Origin of the sequence: Actinokineospora spheciospongiae (genome assembly GCF_003182415.1) — a bacterium.
Taxonomy (GTDB): Bacteria; Actinomycetota; Actinomycetes; order Mycobacteriales; family Pseudonocardiaceae; genus Actinokineospora; species Actinokineospora spheciospongiae.
On the sequence record NZ_QHCP01000005.1, the window covers coordinates 411,098 to 425,327 of the forward strand.

A 14,230-nucleotide genomic window follows, 5' to 3' on the forward strand; every position below is an offset into this window, starting at 1 on the left:
CTCGCGGATTGTCGTACCCCCGCGCGAGACTGCGCGGCATGGCACAGGACGACCCCCGGATCGACCCGCCGCGGGTGGCGGGCGACATCGATCAGATCAACGGTTTCCTCGACTACCTGCGCGGGTCCGTCGTGCTCAAGGCCGAGGGGCTGTCCGAGGAGGACGCGCGCCGCTCGGTGCTGCCGTCGCCGCTGATGACGGTCTCCGGGCTGCTGGCCCACCTGCGCTGGGTGGAGGCGTACTGGTTCGGCACCGTCCTCGACGGCAGGCCCGACCTGGCCCCCTACACCGACGAGGACCCGGACGCGGAGTTCCGCGGCGCCGTGGAGATCCCGCTGCGGCAACTGGTCGACGACTACACCGCGCAGTGCGCCGACAGCCGCGCCGTCGCCGCCCGGGTCGGCCTCGACACCGTCGTGCCCTTCCGCGGCGAGGAGGTCAACGCGCGCTGGGTCCTGCTGCACATGATCGAGGAGACCGGCAGGCACGCGGGCCACCTCGACGTCATCCGGGAACTGCTGGACGGCACCACCGGGGAGTGACCGGGCGGCGTACACCGCCGGGCGGGCACGTCCCGTGACCAACAACCGCGACACCGCACGGCGTGGCGGCTGGATACCGCGCGTCGCTATGCCTACCTTTCCTGTTAGTCCGGGGTTGACAGAACTCTCACTCTCTGGTTGAGGTCGAGGGTTCCCGGGCCCGCACATGCAGGACCACTATCAGGAAGGCGGCTTCGATGACGCCCCCGCACAACTACCTCGCCGTGATAAAGGTCGTCGGCATCGGTGGCGGCGGCGTGAACGCCGTCAACCGCATGATCGAGGTCGGTCTCAAGGGTGTCGAGTTCATCGCGGTGAACACCGACGCGCAGGCGCTGCTGATGTCCGACGCCGACGTCAAGCTCGACATCGGCCGCGAGCTGACCCGCGGCCTCGGCGCGGGGGCCAACCCCGAGGTCGGCCACAAGGCCGCCGAGGACCACCGCGAGGAGATCGAGGAGGTCCTCAAGGGGGCCGACATGGTCTTCGTCACCGCGGGCGAGGGCGGCGGCACCGGCACCGGCGGCGCCCCGGTGGTCGCCTCGATCGCGCGCAAGCTCGGCGCGCTGACCATCGGCGTGGTCACCCGCCCGTTCTCCTTCGAGGGCAAGCGGCGGGCCAAGCAGGCCGAGGACGGCATCCAGGAGCTGCGCAACGAGTGCGACACGCTCATCGTGATCCCCAACGACCGGCTGCTGCAGCTCGGCGACGTCGGCGTCAGCCTGATGGACGCCTTCCGCTCCGCCGACGAGGTGCTGCTCTCCGGTGTCCAGGGCATCACCGACCTGATCACCACCCCGGGTCTGATCAACCTCGACTTCGCCGACGTGAAGAGCGTCATGTCCGGCGCGGGCAGCGCGCTGATGGGCATCGGCTCCGCCCGCGGTGAGGGCCGGGCGGTGCAGGCCGCGCAGAAGGCGATCAACTCGCCGCTGCTGGAGGCCTCCATGGACGGTGCGCACGGCGTGCTGCTGGCCATCGCCGGTGGCTCCGACCTGGGCCTGTTCGAGATCAACGAGTCCGCCTCGCTGGTGCAGGAGTCCGCGCACCCCGAGGCCAACATCATCTTCGGCACGGTCATCGACGACTCGCTCGGCGACGAGGTCCGGGTCACCGTGATCGCCGCCGGGTTCGACGCGGGCCAGCCCACGCACAAGAAGCTGGACCCCTCGGCCATCGGCTCGCGCCCGGCGACCCCCGCGCCCCAGGCCGAGCGCGCCCCGGAGCCGCCCGCCCCGGAGCCGCAGCAGCAGGCCCCGCAGCAGCAGGCCCCGGCGCCCACGCAGTCCTCGGGCTACGGGCAGTCCTCCGGTCAGTCCACCTCCGGTTACGGCCAGTCCAACCCCGGCTCCGGCTACGGGCAGTCCGGCTCGAACTCCAACTCCGGGTACGGGCAGTCGAACCCCGGGTACGGCCAGCAGTCCTCGGGGTACGCCCCGCCGGTCTCGGCCACCCCGCCCCCCGGTTCGGTGCCGCGCCCGCTGTCGGGCGTCGGCTCGCAGGGCAGCCTGCCCGGCCGACCCGTCCCGGTGACCGACGACCCCGACGACGAGGTCGACGTGCCCCCCTTCATGCGCCGGTAACCCCCCGGTCCCCCCGTTTTCCCCGCGAACCCCGGCGTTCCCGCGCCGGGGTTCGCCGCATCGTCGGTCCACCCGGATAGGTTGTGGGCCGACATGCTCCGCACGTGATCGACGAGGAGTCACAGGGTGCGCATTCGCCGGGTGGTCACCACGCGCGAGGGCGGGGTCTCGCGGCCCCCCTACGACTCGTTCAACCTCGGCGGGCACGTCGGGGACGACCCGGCGGCGGTCCGGGCCAACCGCGAGCGGCTGGCGGGCGAGCTGGGGGTGCCCGGGGACCGGCTGGTGTGGATGGAGCAGGTGCACGGCCGCACCGCCCAGGTCGTCGACGGGCCGGTCGCCGAACCGCTGGAGGCCACCGACGCCGTGGTCACCGCCGAGCCGGGGCTGGCCCTGGTCGTGCTGGTCGCCGACTGCGTGCCGGTCCTGCTGGGCGACCCGGTGGCCGGGGTCGTCGGCGCGGTGCACGCCGGGCGCGTCGGCGCCCGGGTCGGGGTGGTGCCCGCCGCGCTGGCGGCCATGCGCACCGCCGGGGCCGACGTGGCGCGGGTCGAGGTGCTGCTGGGGCCCGCGGTCTGCGGCGACTGCTACGAGGTGCCGCAGGCGATGCAGACCGACGTGGAGAAGCACCTGCCCGGCAGCGCCTGCCGCACCCGCCGCGGCACCCCGGGGCTGGACCTGCGCGCCGGGCTGTGGCGCCAGCTCGCCGACGCCGGGGTGGCCAGGATCGGCATCGACCCGCGGTGCACCAACGAGGAAGCCGCGCTGTTCAGTCACCGCAGGGAAGGGACCACTGGGCGATTGGCCGCGGTGACCTGGGTGGACCCCCGATGACCGACCGCGCCGTCGAGATCGCCGCCAACCTCGCCGAGGTCCGGGCCCGGATCGAGGCCGCCTGCGCGAAGGCGGGCCGCGACCCGGCGGGCGTGCGGCTGCTCGGGGTGAGCAAGACCTTCCCGGCCGAGGACGCGATCGCCCTCGCCGACCTCGGCGTGCTCGACCTGGCCGAGAACCGGGAGCAGGACGCGGGGGCCAAGGCCGCCCGGGTCGCCGAACTGCGGCCGGACCTGCCGATCCGCTGGCACATGGTCGGGCAGTTGCAGCGCAACAAGGCGCGCGCGGTGGTGCGGTGGGCGGCCGAGGTCCAGTCCGTCGACTCCGGCCGGTTGGCCGCGGCGCTGGCCAGGGCCGTGGGCAACGCCGCGGCGGTGGGGGAGTGCGAGGGGCCGCTCGACGTCCTGCTCCAGGCGAGCATCGACGGCGACCCGGCCCGCGGCGGCTGCCCGTTGGAGGACCTGCCCGCGCTCGCCGAGGACGTGGCCGGGACGCGTGATCTTCGCCTCCGCGGGATCATGGCGGTGGCCCCGCGCGGGGTGGAACCCGCGGCCGCCTTCGCGCGTCTTGCCAGTGCGGCGGAACGGTTGCGGGCCGAGTACCCCCAGGCCACGGAGCTTTCCTGCGGCATGAGTAACGATCTTGAAGAGGCGATCGACTACGGGTCGACGTGCGTGCGTGTCGGAACCGCCCTCCTGGGGGGTCGCGGGCTAGCCTCCCCCTAACGGGGGTCTGGGAACCCGAACCCCGGAGTGACGGTTGAGACGTGTGAGGCGCGGGTAGGTCGTCTTGCGCGGGAGCCACGCCCGGGAGTCACGGAGGAAGCCATGAGTACGCTGCAGAAGTTGAAGGCCTACTTCGGGATGGTTCCTGCCGACGAACTCGACGACTACGACCTCGACGACTACGACCGGCGTGGCTACGGCCACCGCCCGGAGTACCTCGCCGACGACGAGTTCGACGAGTACACCCCCGGACGTGGCCGCCGCTCGGGGCGCTACCGTTCCGAGTCCGAGGTGGACGACGACTACGAGCCCGTCGAGCGGTTGCGACCGCGCGGCTGGTCGCCGCCGTCGGCCATCGGGTCGACCGTGTCCGCGGTCGCGGACACCTCGACCACCCAGGGAGCACTGGCCATGGATGCCCGCCGCGACGCGGCGCCCCGCCCCCGACCCAGCGAGCCGCCGGTCCCGACCGGCTACCCGCTCGGCCGGGTGGTCACGCTGCACCCGAGCAGCTACTACGAGGCCAGGACGATCGGCGAGCACTACCGCGACGGCCGCCCGGTGATCATGAACCTGACCGAGATGGAGGACGGCGACGCCAAGCGGCTCGTCGACTTCGCCGCCGGTCTGGCGTTCGCGCTGCGCGGCTCGATGGACAAGGTCACCAACAAGGTGTTCTTGATCTCACCCCCCAACGTCGACCCGACCGCCGAGGACAAGCGGCGGTTGGCCGAGGGCGGGTTCGCGGGCCGAAGCTGAGTGATGGCAGAGTTGACCTGTGGAACCAGTGCGTCTCGCCGCTTATTGGGTGTTTTTCGCCTTCTGGCTGCTGCTGACCGCCCGCGTGGTGGTCGAACTCGTCCGGACGTTCGCCAGGGAATGGCGACCGGCCGGTGGGGTTGCGGTGGCGCTGGAGACCATCTACACAGTGACCGACCCCCCGGTCAGACTCGTCCGTCGGCTCATCCCGACGGTGCGGATCGGGGGCGTGGGCCTGGACCTATCGATTATGGTGCTGCTGTTGGTCGTATTCATTCTGATGCGGCTGGCCTATCCCGGGTAACGGGGAACTTGGGTGCCTGCAGCCCTGGAGCGCGTGAGGTGATCAGATGTCGTTGACCCCCGCTGACGTGCACAACGTCGCGTTCAGCAAGCCTCCCATTGGCAAGCGGGGCTACAACGAGGACGAGGTGGACGCCTTCCTCGACTTGGTCGAGGTGGAGCTCTCCCGCCTGATCGAGGAGAACAACGACCTGCGTGCGCAGGTCGAGCAGCTCGACGCGCAGCTCGAATCCGCGCGAGCCGACCTCGACGACGCTCGCTCGGGCGCCGCCCCGGCTGCCCCGGTCCGGGCCGTGGAGGAGCCGCGCAGGCTCAACCCGGTCCCGCCGCCCAGCGCGCTGGAGCAGACCAGCCCCGGCGGTGGCGGTGACCACCACGTGCAGGCCGCCAAGGTCCTGGGCCTGGCCCAGGAGATGGCGGACCGGCTGACCGGCGAGGCCAAGGCCGAGGCGGACACCATGCTGGCGGAGGCCCGGACCAAGTCCGAGCAGTTGCTCTCCGAGGCCCGCACGAAGTCGGACACCATGGTCAACGAGGCGCGCACGCGCGCCGAGACCATGCTCAACGACGCCCGCACCCGGGCCGACACGCTGGAGCGGCAGGCGCGGGAGAAGGCCACGTCGCTGGAGCGCGACGCCCAGCGGCAGCACACGGAGATCCTCGGCGCGGTGCAGGCGGAGCGCACCACGCTGGAGAAGAAGATCGACGAGCTGCGCACCTTCGAGCGCGAGTACCGCACCCGCCTCAAGACCTTCCTCGAGTCCAGCCTGCGCGAGCTCGGAGACCGCGGTTCCGCCGCGCCCACCTCCGAGGGCGCCCGGGCGGCGGCGGGGCAGCAGAGCGGCTACTCGTTCGGCCCCCGCGCCGAGGCGGGCTGAGCCGGAGTAGCCGGGACAGTGGCCCGCGGACCGGGATCGGTTCGCGGGCACGACGTCCCGGTGGGTGGGGTCAACAGTGCTGATCATCGTGTTGGTGCTGGTCCTGGTGGCGTTCGGCCTGCTGGTCGGCGCGCTCACCACGGCCAACACCCTGTTCGCGTGGATCTCGGTCGCGGTGAGCGTCGCCGCGGCGGCCATCCTCGTCGTCGACTGGGTGCGGTCCCGCCGCACGCGGTCTGCGGCGCGGTCCGCCCCGGCGGTGGCCGACGACCACCTCGACGACGAACCCGAACCCGTGGTGGCCGCCGGGCCTGATCCGGCCCGGGACGAGCCCGGGGCCACCGGGGCGGAACCCGAACCGGGTCCCGCCGAGGGGGCCGGGGACGAACCCGCCGAGGAGGCCACCGACGCCGCCGACCTGCTGGTGGTGTCCGACCTCGACGCCGAGGTCAGGGTCCTCGACGAGCGACCGCGCTACCACCTGGGCCGGTGCTCGTTCATCTCGGGCAAGCCCTCGCTGACGCTGCCGGTCGCCGAGGCGCGCCAGCTCGGCTTCACGCCCTGCGCCCTGTGCACGCCGGACGCCGTGCTGGCGGCCCGGCACCGCGAGGGCCGCAGCGCCGAGCAGCCGCACGAGGCGGGCTGATCAGCGCCCTGTGGACAACTCCCGACGCCGATCGGGAAGTCCGGATAACCTCGCGTTCGTTCGGTTGAGCCGAAGGAACCCGGGGGTTTCCGTGTCCACGTGGTGCTCGTCATGTCCATGACCACAGCCACACCCAAGCTCGGTGGTGACTTCCACCGCCTGTGGTTGGCGTCCCTGGCGACCAACCTCGGCGACGGTGTCGCCCTGGCGGCCGGGCCGCTGCTGGTGGCGGGCCTCACCCGCGACCCGGCGCTGGTCGGCATGGCCGTGTTCGTGCAGCAACTGCCGTGGTTGCTGCTGTCGCTGTTCAGCGGCGCGCTCGTCGACCGGCTCGACCGGCGGCGCCTGGTCGTCGTGGTCAACCTGGTGCGCGCCGTCGTCCTCGGCGCGCTCACCGGCGCCATCGCCACCGGGCACGTGTCCATCCCGGTGGTCTACGCGGCGTTCTTCCTGCTCGGCACCGCCGAAACCCTCGCGGACACCGCCTCGGGGGCGTTGGTCCCCGCGGTCGTCCCGGTCGAGGCCCTGCCCGCGGCCAACGCCCGCCTCATGGGGGTCCACCTGCTGGGCAACCAGTTCGCCGGGCCACCGCTCGGCGCAGCGATCTTCGTGTTCAGCGCAGCGCTGCCGTTCGGGGTCAACGCGGCCACCTTCCTCATCGGGGCGCTGTTGGTGCGCGGCGTGCGCCACCGCGCGGTGCCGCCCGACCCGGCCGGGCGGCGCCCGATGCGGCAGGAGATCGCCGAGGGGGTGCGGTGGCTGCTGGCCCACCGGTTGCTGCGGATGTTCTTCGTCTGCCTGTTCTTCATGAACCTCACGCTGATGGCCACCGTGTCGATCATGGTGCTCTACGCGACCGAGCGGCTGGGCCTGCCCGCGATCGGGTTCGGTCTGCTCACGACGGTGATGGCGGTCGGCGGGCTGCTCGGCACGGTGCTCGCCAGCCGGTTGGTCCGCCGCTTCGGGGAGAGCCCGCTGATGCGGGTGGGCCTGCTCGTGGAGACCGCCACCCACTTCGTCCTGGCAGGCACCCGGTCCGCGTGGGTCGTGGGTGTGGTCCTGTTCGTCTTCGGCGTGCACGGCGTGGTCTGGGGCACGATCATCGCCGCCGTCCGGCAGCGGGTGGTGCCCGACCGGTTGCGCGGCCGGGTCGGCAGCGTGTCGATGCTGCTGTCGATCGGCGGGTCCGCCCTCGGTTCGCTGGGCGGCGGGCTGCTGGCCAAGGTGTTCGGCCTGACCGCCCCGTTCTGGACCGCCGGGGCCGCGATGGTCGTGCTGACCGCCGTGGCCTGGCGCGGTTTCGGGCCCGCGGCGTTCCGCGAACAGGCTCCCGGGAACCCGGTTGCGGACACGCAGTACCCTGGGGGTACAGACGTCGATCCGGCCATCACCGGGGAGTCTCCGGAAGAACGGGCCTGCGCTCCGCCAGGGGAGCGGCCCCAGTAGAACCGGACGGGGCCGGCCCGTGACAGCCGGGTACGAGAGGTCACCGGGTTCCCGGTGGCAAGCGGGGTGGTACCGCGGCGCGGACCGGCGCAGGACCGGGACGGGTCGTCCCCGCGTGGGTCCGACCGATCTCGTACGAGGAGTGCCACCCATGGGTTACCCCAAGGCGACCAGTTCCGCCGCCGGGGACGCCGTCCCGGCGCAGCCGTCCTTCCCCGCCCTCGAGACCACCGTGCTCGACTACTGGGCGGCGGACAACACGTTCCAGGCCACTGTGGACGCCCGGCCCGCGGGCGACGACGGGGACAACGAGTTCGTCTTCTACGACGGACCGCCCTTCGCCAACGGCCTGCCGCACTACGGGCACCTGCTGACCGGTTACGTCAAGGACGTCGTGCCGCGCTACCAGACCATGCGCGGCCGCCACGTCGAGCGCCGCTTCGGCTGGGACACGCACGGCCTGCCCGCCGAGGTGGAGGCGGAGAAGCAGCTCGGGTTCTCCTCGAAGAGCGACATCGAGGCGTTCGGGATCGAGAAGTTCAACGACGCCTGCCGCACCTCGGTCATGCGGTACGCCGACTCGTGGCGGGCGTACGTGACCCGGCAGGCGCGCTGGGTGGACTTCGACAACGACTACAAGACCCTCGACCTGGACTACATGGAAAGCGTCATGTGGGCCTTCAAGTCCCTGTACGACAAGGGTTTGGTGTACGAGGGCTTCCGGGTGCTCTGGTACTGCTGGCGCTGCGAGACGCCGCTGTCCAACACCGAGACGAAGATGGACGACACCTACCGCGACCGGCAGGACCCGGCCGTCACGGTGGGCCTGCGGCTGCGCGCGCCCGGCACCGACCTCGACGGCGTGCAGGCCCTGGTGTGGACGACCACCCCGTGGACGCTGCCGTCGAACCTGGCCGCCGCGGTCAACCCGGAGGTCGACTACGTCGTCGTGGAGAGCGCGGGCACCAGGTACCTGCTCGCCGAGGCGCGGGTTGCCGCGTACGCCCGCGAGCTGGGGGAGGACCTGCCGGTCCTGGCCCGGTACCGGGGCAGCGAGCTGGTGGGCACGCGCTACCAGCCGCCGTTCGACTTCTTCGCCGGGCGGGAGAACGCCCACCAGGTGCTGGCCGCCGACTACGTCACCACCGACGACGGCACCGGTGTCGTGCACATCGCGCCCGCCTTCGGTGAGGAGGACAAGGTCGTCACCGACGCCGCCGGGATCGAGGTGGTGGTCCCGGTCGACAGCCACGGCCGGTTCACCGCGGAGGTGCCGCCGTACGCGGGCGTGCACGTCTTCGAGGCCAACAAGCAGATCATCCGCGACCTCAAGGACGCGGGCCTGCTGCTGCGGCATGAGACCTACAACCACCCGTACCCGCACTGCTGGCGCTGCGACAACCCGCTGATCCAGCGCGCCGTGTCGTCCTGGTTCGTCGCGGTCAGCACGTTCAAGGACCGCATGGTCGAGCTGAACCAGCAGATCAACTGGGTGCCGGGGCACATCAAGGACGGCCAGTTCGGCAAGTGGCTGGACAACGCCCGCGACTGGAACATCTCCCGCAACCGGTTCTGGGGCTCCCCGATCCCGGTGTGGGTCTCCGACGACCCCGCGTACCCGCGCGTGGACGTCTACGGCTCGCTCGACGACCTGGAGCGCGACTTCGGCACCCGGCCGACGGACCTGCACCGGCCGACCATCGACGAGCTGACCCGGCCCAACCCGGACGACCCCACCGGCGCCTCCACCATGCGCCGGGTGCCGGAGGTGCTCGACTGCTGGTTCGAGTCGGGCTCGATGTCCTTCGCCCAGGTGCACTACCCGTTCGAGAACCGCGAGTGGTTCGAGGACCACTACCCGGGTGACTTCATCGTCGAGTACAACGGGCAGACCCGCGGCTGGTTCTACACGCTGCACGTGCTCGCCACCGCCCTGTTCGACCGGCCCGCGTTCACCAACTGCGTGGCGCACGGCATCGTGCTCGGCGACGACGGGCAGAAGATGTCCAAGTCGCGCAAGAACTACCCGGACGTCAACGAGGTCTTCGACCGCGACGGCTCCGACGCCATGCGGTGGTTCCTCATGGCCAGCCCGATCCTGCGCGGCGGCGACCTGGTCGTCACCGAGCGGGGCATCCGCGACGCGGTGCGCCAGGCGGTGCTGCCGCTGTGGAACTCCTGGTACTTCCTCGCCCTCTACGCCAACGCCGAGGGCACCGACGGCACCTGGCGGACCGACTCGCCGCACGTGCTCGACCGCTACGCGCTGGCCAAGACCCGGCAGCTCGTGGAGTCGGTGACGGCTGCGCTGGACACCTACGACATCTCCGGGGCGTGCCAGTCGGTGCGCGAGTACCTGGAGGTGCTGACCAACTGGTACGTCCGCCGGTCGCGGGACCGGTTCTGGTCCGGCGACACCGACGCCATCGACACCCTGCACACCGTGCTGGAGGTCGTCTCCCGGCTGGCCGCGCCGCTGCTGCCGCTGACCACCGAGGAGGTGTGGCGGGGGCTGACCGGCGGTCGCTCGGTGCACCTGGCCGACTGGCCGGACGCCGGGGCGCTGCCCGCCGACGACGCACTGGTGGCGGGCATGGACCGGGTGCGGCAGGTGTGCTCGTCGGCGCTGGCGCTGCGCAAGGCCAACAAGCTGCGCGTGCGGCTGCCGCTGGCGAAGCTGCTGGTGGCGGCCGAGGACGCGGCGGTGCTGGAGCCGTTCGCGTCGCTGATCTCCGACGAGGTCAACGTCAAGGCGGTCGAGCTGACGACCGACGTGGCCGCGCACGGCCGGTTCGAGCTGGCGGTCAACGCCCGCGCCTGCGGGCCGCGGCTGGGCAAGGACGTGCAGAAGGTCATCAAGGCGGTCAAGGCCGGGGAGTGGAGCACCACCGACGCCGGTGCCGTGGTGGCGGCCGGGGTGGAACTGCTCGACGGCGAGTACGACCGGCGCCTGGTCGCGGTGGACGCCGGGGCCACCGCCGAGCTGCCCGGCAGCTCCGGGCTGGTCGTGCTGGACACCGAGGTCACCCCGGAACTGGCCGCCGAGGGCCTGGCCCGCGACCTGATCCGGGTCGTGCAGCAGGCCCGCCGCGACGCCGGGTTGCAGGTGTCGGACCGGATCGCGCTGACCGTCGACGCCCCCGGAGAGGTGCTTGACGCCGTGCGCGTGCACGAGGCGTTCGTGGCGGGGGAGACCCTGGCCGACTCGGTCGCGTACGCCCTGGTCGAGGGCGGTTCCGCCGGGACCGTGGGCGATGGCGTGCAGGTCCGCGTGGACGTCCGGCGCGGCTGACCGGAACCGTTCGGCGGCGGGGGTGCCCTTCGGGGTGCCCCCGCCGTTGTGCGTTCGTCACCACGGGGAACTGGTCCGGTCCCCGGGCGGCCGGCACGCTGGGGGCAGCGCGACGTCCGCGCGTCGGGGGTACTGGGGTTCCACTGGGGGTTTCGCGTGTCCGAGACGCGCAAGCGCTGGATACTGTCCATCGGCGGTGCCGCCGTCCTGGCGGTCGTCCTGCTCGCCTGGTTCGTGCTGTTGCCCGACGCGCGGCCGTCGCCCGCACCGCCGGACAGGGTCGCGGCGCAGGGCCGGGCCGCCGCTCCGCTCACGGCGGCGCAGACCGCGCAGGCGTTCCTCGACCGGGTCCGCCGGGGTGATCACGCGGGCGCGGGCGCGTTGACCGACAACGCCCCCGCCGCCACCCAGGCGCTGACCGACATCCGCACCGCCCTGGGCGCGCAGGGCGTGGTGTTCGCGCTGGACCCGGTGGAGCCCGCCGCGGGCGCGGTCGAGGCGCAGGAGGCGTTCACCACGACCTGGACCCTCGGGTCCGGCAAGGCGTGGGCGTACTCCAACACCCTGCGCGTGGTCCGCACCGGCGAGACCTGGCTGGTGGCCTGGACACCGGCGGTCATCCACCCGCGGCTCGCGGTCGGGCAGCGGCTCGCTCACCTCGCCGCCCAGCAGAACACCGTCGCCGTGGTCGGCGCGGGCGGCGCCCCGCTGTTCACCTGGTCCGGGACCGACCTCGCCCCGGTGGGGGACACGCGGGTGGACCCGACGCTGGCGAGCGCGATCAAGAAGGGCGCCACCCCGGCGACCGGGGCAGGCGACGGCGTGGTGGCCGCGGTCGACGCGAACGGCACGCCGGTGGCCACGCTGTTCGGGACCGCGCCGCCGCCCGCCGAACCGGTGGCGACGACCCTGGACCCGAAGGTCCAGGCCGCCGCGAACGCCGCCGTCGCGGGCGCGGGGAAGCCGACCACCCTGGTCGCCCTGCGCCCCTCCACCGGCGGCATCCTCGCCGTCGCCACCTCGGGCGGCTCCGACGGCGCCCGCGCGTTCAGCGGCCTCTACCCGCCGGGCTCCACGTTCAAGGTCGTCACCGCTGACGCCGTGCTCAGCGCGGGCGCGGCGACCATCGACACCGTGCTGCCCTGCCCCGGCACGCAGACCATCGGCACCCGCACCATCCGCAACGCCGACTTCGACCTGGGCCCGGTGCCGCTGCGCACGGCGTTCGCCCAGTCCTGCAACACCACCTTCGCCGCGCTCGCGGGTGACCTGCCCGCCGACGCGCTGTCCACCGCCGCGGCCCGGTTCGGCCTGGCCGCGGACTTCTCGGTGCCCGGCCTGAACACCCAGACCGGGCGCGTGCCACCGGCCGGGGACCGCTCCGAGCAGGTGGAGAACAGCATCGGCCAAGGCACCGTGCGGGTCAGCCCGTTCGGCATGGCGCTGGTGTCGGCCACCGTCGCGTACGGCGGCGCGGTCACCCCCCGGCTGTTCACGGGCGTCGACACGACCGTCAACACCGGCTACCGGGGCCCGGCGGCGGCGACCGTGCGGTCCCTGCGCACCATGATGCGCGAGGTGGTCACCACCGGCCGGGCCACGGCGCTGGCGAAGTACGGCGCCTCCGGCAAGACCGGCACCGCCCAGTTCGGCGACGGCACCCAGGCGCACGGCTGGTTCACCGGTTACCGGGGCGACGTGGCGTTCGCCGTCCTGGTCGAGGATGCGGGCGCCGCTGTTCCCGCCGTGGACGTCACCGGCCGCTTCCTGGCCGCGCTGGGGTGATCCGGCGCCGGGTGGTCCGCCTCACCCCGCCCAGCGGGCCGAGGCGAACACCACCACGTTGTCCTCATAGGACCGGCGGGCGCGGTCGAACTCGCCGCCGCAGGTGATCAGCCGCAGCGCGGCCCCCGGCACCGGGCCGTAGACGGCGTCGGTCGGGAAGGCGTCCTTGGGGTACCGGCGCACCTCGTCGACGGTGAACACCGCCGCCGCGCCGTCGGAGCGGTGCACGGTGACCCGGTCGCCCGGTTCGAGTTCGCGCAGCCGGGAGAAGACGGCGGGGCCCGCCCGGGAGTCGACGTGCCCGGCGAGCACCGCGGGCCCGACGTCGCCCGGTGCGGTCCCCTCGGCGTACCAGCCGACCCTGGCGAAGTCGGCGGGCGGTTCCAGTTCACCCGCCGCGCCGAGCCGCAGCGGCACCACTTCCCGTTCCAGGACGCCGATCGCGGATATCTCCAGTCCCACGGGCGACACCCGCACCGCCGCGATCGGCGCCGGGAGCGGGGCGGGCAGTGGCATGGTGGCGGGTGGTGCCACCGGTGGTTCGGGCGCGCAGCCGGTGACCGCGACCAACGCCAGGAGGACCACCGCGGCGCGCTTCCTCACCCCCGCGCCCGGGTGCGGAACCGCAGCGCGGCACCCGCGCCCGCCGCCGCCAGCAGGGACAGCACAACCAGAACCCACACCGGTGAGTCCACAGTGGAGGTCCTGCCCGCACCGGTTTCCACCCCCAGCAGGGGTTTGACCTCCGGGCCTGCGCTGTCGGTGAGCGGTGTGCTCTTGAGCGCGCCGTCGGACTCGGTCACCAGCAGCGTCGTCGAGGTGCCCGCGCGGACGTCGACCTGCGTCGGTGCCCGCCCGGTGGACCCGCTCAGCACCACGTCGTGGCGGCCCTGCGGCAGGTCCCGGTATGGGGTGGTCATGCCGTAGGAGGCGTCGACGACGAGCGGGGTGCTCGTGCCGCCCACCTCGACCGTCACCGGGGCGAGCGCGGCGGTGCCCTGCACCACCCGGACCCGGCCCGTGCCCGGCTCCGGCGCGCCCAGGTCGTCGGTGACCAGGTCGCCGCGCAGCGAACCGCCGGGGCCGGTGGCGAAGACCAGCAGCGAGTGGGCGGTGGCGGCGGTGATGTCCACGGTCGCGGTCAGCGCGGGCGGGGAGGTCGGCGCGGCGTCGGCCGGGCGCATGGCCACGGTGTAGGCGCCCGCGCGCAGCGCGGAGTACGGGGTGACCGCGCCGTACCCGGCCTTGCGGACCACCACCTGCTCGGCGCGGCCGAAGGCGGCGAGGTAGATGTCGACCGGTGGCGCCCCGGGGGCGAGGTGGCCCAGGCGCACCCAGCCCAGGTCGGGGCCGGGGGCGGCTCGGGCGGCGGGCGGGGCGCAGGCGAGGAGGAGGACCGCCGCAACGAGCGGTGCTGTCCGACGCGACATCGTCGGT

At 73.1% G+C, this 14,230-nt stretch carries 13 protein-coding genes; 11 read left to right on the forward strand and 2 right to left on the reverse strand.

Going from position 1 to position 14,230, the window contains the following annotated elements; genetic code table 11:
- Positions 1-38: 38 nt before the first annotated feature.
- The 11 genes from DFQ13_RS16055 to DFQ13_RS16105 all read left to right on the forward strand — a co-directional run bounded on the left by DFQ13_RS16055 (position 39) and on the right by DFQ13_RS16105 (position 12,793).
- A complete protein-coding gene (locus DFQ13_RS16055) occupies positions 39-542 on the forward strand; it encodes a DinB family protein (RefSeq protein ID WP_035280160.1) in 504 nt (167 codons plus the stop codon).
- Positions 543-739: 197 nt separating this feature from the next.
- Complete coding sequence (gene ftsZ, locus DFQ13_RS16060) at positions 740-2,125, forward strand: cell division protein FtsZ (RefSeq protein ID WP_035280162.1); 1,386 nt, start codon at positions 740-742, stop codon at positions 2,123-2,125.
- Positions 2,126-2,251: 126 nt separating this feature from the next.
- Positions 2,252-2,959, forward strand: coding sequence for a peptidoglycan editing factor PgeF (gene pgeF / locus DFQ13_RS16065; protein ID WP_084175389.1), 708 nt, complete (start codon positions 2,252-2,254; stop codon positions 2,957-2,959).
- On the forward strand, positions 2,956-3,684 hold the full coding sequence (locus DFQ13_RS16070) for a YggS family pyridoxal phosphate-dependent enzyme (protein WP_035280166.1): 729 nt from the start codon (positions 2,956-2,958) through the stop codon (positions 3,682-3,684). The genes pgeF and DFQ13_RS16070 overlap by 4 nt, the downstream gene beginning before the upstream one ends.
- A gap of 102 nt (positions 3,685-3,786) precedes the next feature.
- Positions 3,787-4,443, forward strand: a complete 657-nt coding sequence (locus tag DFQ13_RS16075) for a cell division protein SepF (protein WP_035280167.1) — start codon at positions 3,787-3,789, stop codon at positions 4,441-4,443.
- Positions 4,444-4,462: 19 nt separating this feature from the next.
- Positions 4,463-4,747, forward strand: a complete 285-nt coding sequence (locus tag DFQ13_RS16080) for a YggT family protein (protein ID WP_035280169.1) — start codon at positions 4,463-4,465, stop codon at positions 4,745-4,747.
- Between the two features lie 46 nt (positions 4,748-4,793).
- A complete protein-coding gene (wag31, locus tag DFQ13_RS16085; protein ID WP_035280171.1) occupies positions 4,794-5,624 on the forward strand; it encodes a DivIVA-like cell division protein Wag31 in 831 nt (276 codons plus the stop codon).
- A 76-nt stretch (positions 5,625-5,700) separates the two neighbouring features.
- Positions 5,701-6,270: a hypothetical protein gene (locus DFQ13_RS16090; RefSeq protein WP_110080368.1), complete on the forward strand. Its 570-nt coding sequence runs from the start codon at positions 5,701-5,703 to the stop codon at positions 6,268-6,270.
- 117 nt (positions 6,271-6,387) lie between these two features.
- Positions 6,388-7,716 carry an MFS transporter gene (locus DFQ13_RS16095; protein ID WP_110080554.1) on the forward strand — a complete coding sequence of 443 codons (1,329 nt, stop codon included), beginning with the start codon at positions 6,388-6,390 and terminating at the stop codon, positions 7,714-7,716.
- A 151-nt stretch (positions 7,717-7,867) separates the two neighbouring features.
- Positions 7,868-11,008: an isoleucine--tRNA ligase gene (ileS, locus tag DFQ13_RS16100; RefSeq protein ID WP_110080369.1), complete on the forward strand. Its 3,141-nt coding sequence runs from the start codon at positions 7,868-7,870 to the stop codon at positions 11,006-11,008.
- Positions 11,009-11,164: 156 nt separating this feature from the next.
- Positions 11,165-12,793, forward strand: coding sequence for a penicillin-binding transpeptidase domain-containing protein (locus DFQ13_RS16105; RefSeq protein WP_233438434.1), 1,629 nt, complete (start codon positions 11,165-11,167; stop codon positions 12,791-12,793).
- 21 nt (positions 12,794-12,814) lie between these two features.
- Here the strand turns inward: DFQ13_RS16105 and DFQ13_RS16110 are convergent, their stop codons facing one another.
- Both DFQ13_RS16110 and DFQ13_RS16115 read right to left on the reverse strand, forming a co-directional pair.
- Positions 12,815-13,396, reverse strand: coding sequence for a class F sortase (locus tag DFQ13_RS16110; RefSeq protein WP_233438435.1), 582 nt, complete (start codon positions 13,394-13,396; stop codon positions 12,815-12,817).
- On the reverse strand, positions 13,393-14,223 hold the full coding sequence (locus DFQ13_RS16115) for a DUF4397 domain-containing protein (protein WP_110080370.1): 831 nt from the start codon (positions 14,221-14,223) through the stop codon (positions 13,393-13,395). Before DFQ13_RS16115 ends, DFQ13_RS16110 begins: the two co-directional genes overlap by 4 nt.
- Positions 14,224-14,230: the final 7 nt, after the last annotated feature.

Excerpts from the sequence above, each read along its gene's own strand:
- DFQ13_RS16055 (WP_035280160.1), top strand. The coding sequence starts at position 39 with ATGGCACAGGACGACCCCCGGATCGACCCGCCGCGGGTGGCGGGCGAC.
- ftsZ (WP_035280162.1), top strand. The coding sequence starts at position 740 with ATGACGCCCCCGCACAACTACCTCGCCGTGATAAAGGTCGTCGGCATC.
- DFQ13_RS16070 (WP_035280166.1), top strand. The coding sequence starts at position 2,956 with ATGACCGACCGCGCCGTCGAGATCGCCGCCAACCTCGCCGAGGTCCGG.
- DFQ13_RS16075 (WP_035280167.1), top strand. The coding sequence starts at position 3,787 with ATGAGTACGCTGCAGAAGTTGAAGGCCTACTTCGGGATGGTTCCTGCC.
- wag31 (WP_035280171.1), top strand. The coding sequence starts at position 4,794 with ATGTCGTTGACCCCCGCTGACGTGCACAACGTCGCGTTCAGCAAGCCT.
- DFQ13_RS16095 (WP_110080554.1), top strand. The coding sequence starts at position 6,388 with ATGACCACAGCCACACCCAAGCTCGGTGGTGACTTCCACCGCCTGTGG.
- ileS (WP_110080369.1), top strand. The coding sequence starts at position 7,868 with ATGGGTTACCCCAAGGCGACCAGTTCCGCCGCCGGGGACGCCGTCCCG.
- DFQ13_RS16115 (WP_110080370.1), bottom strand. The coding sequence starts at position 14,223 with ATGTCGCGTCGGACAGCACCGCTCGTTGCGGCGGTCCTCCTCCTCGCC.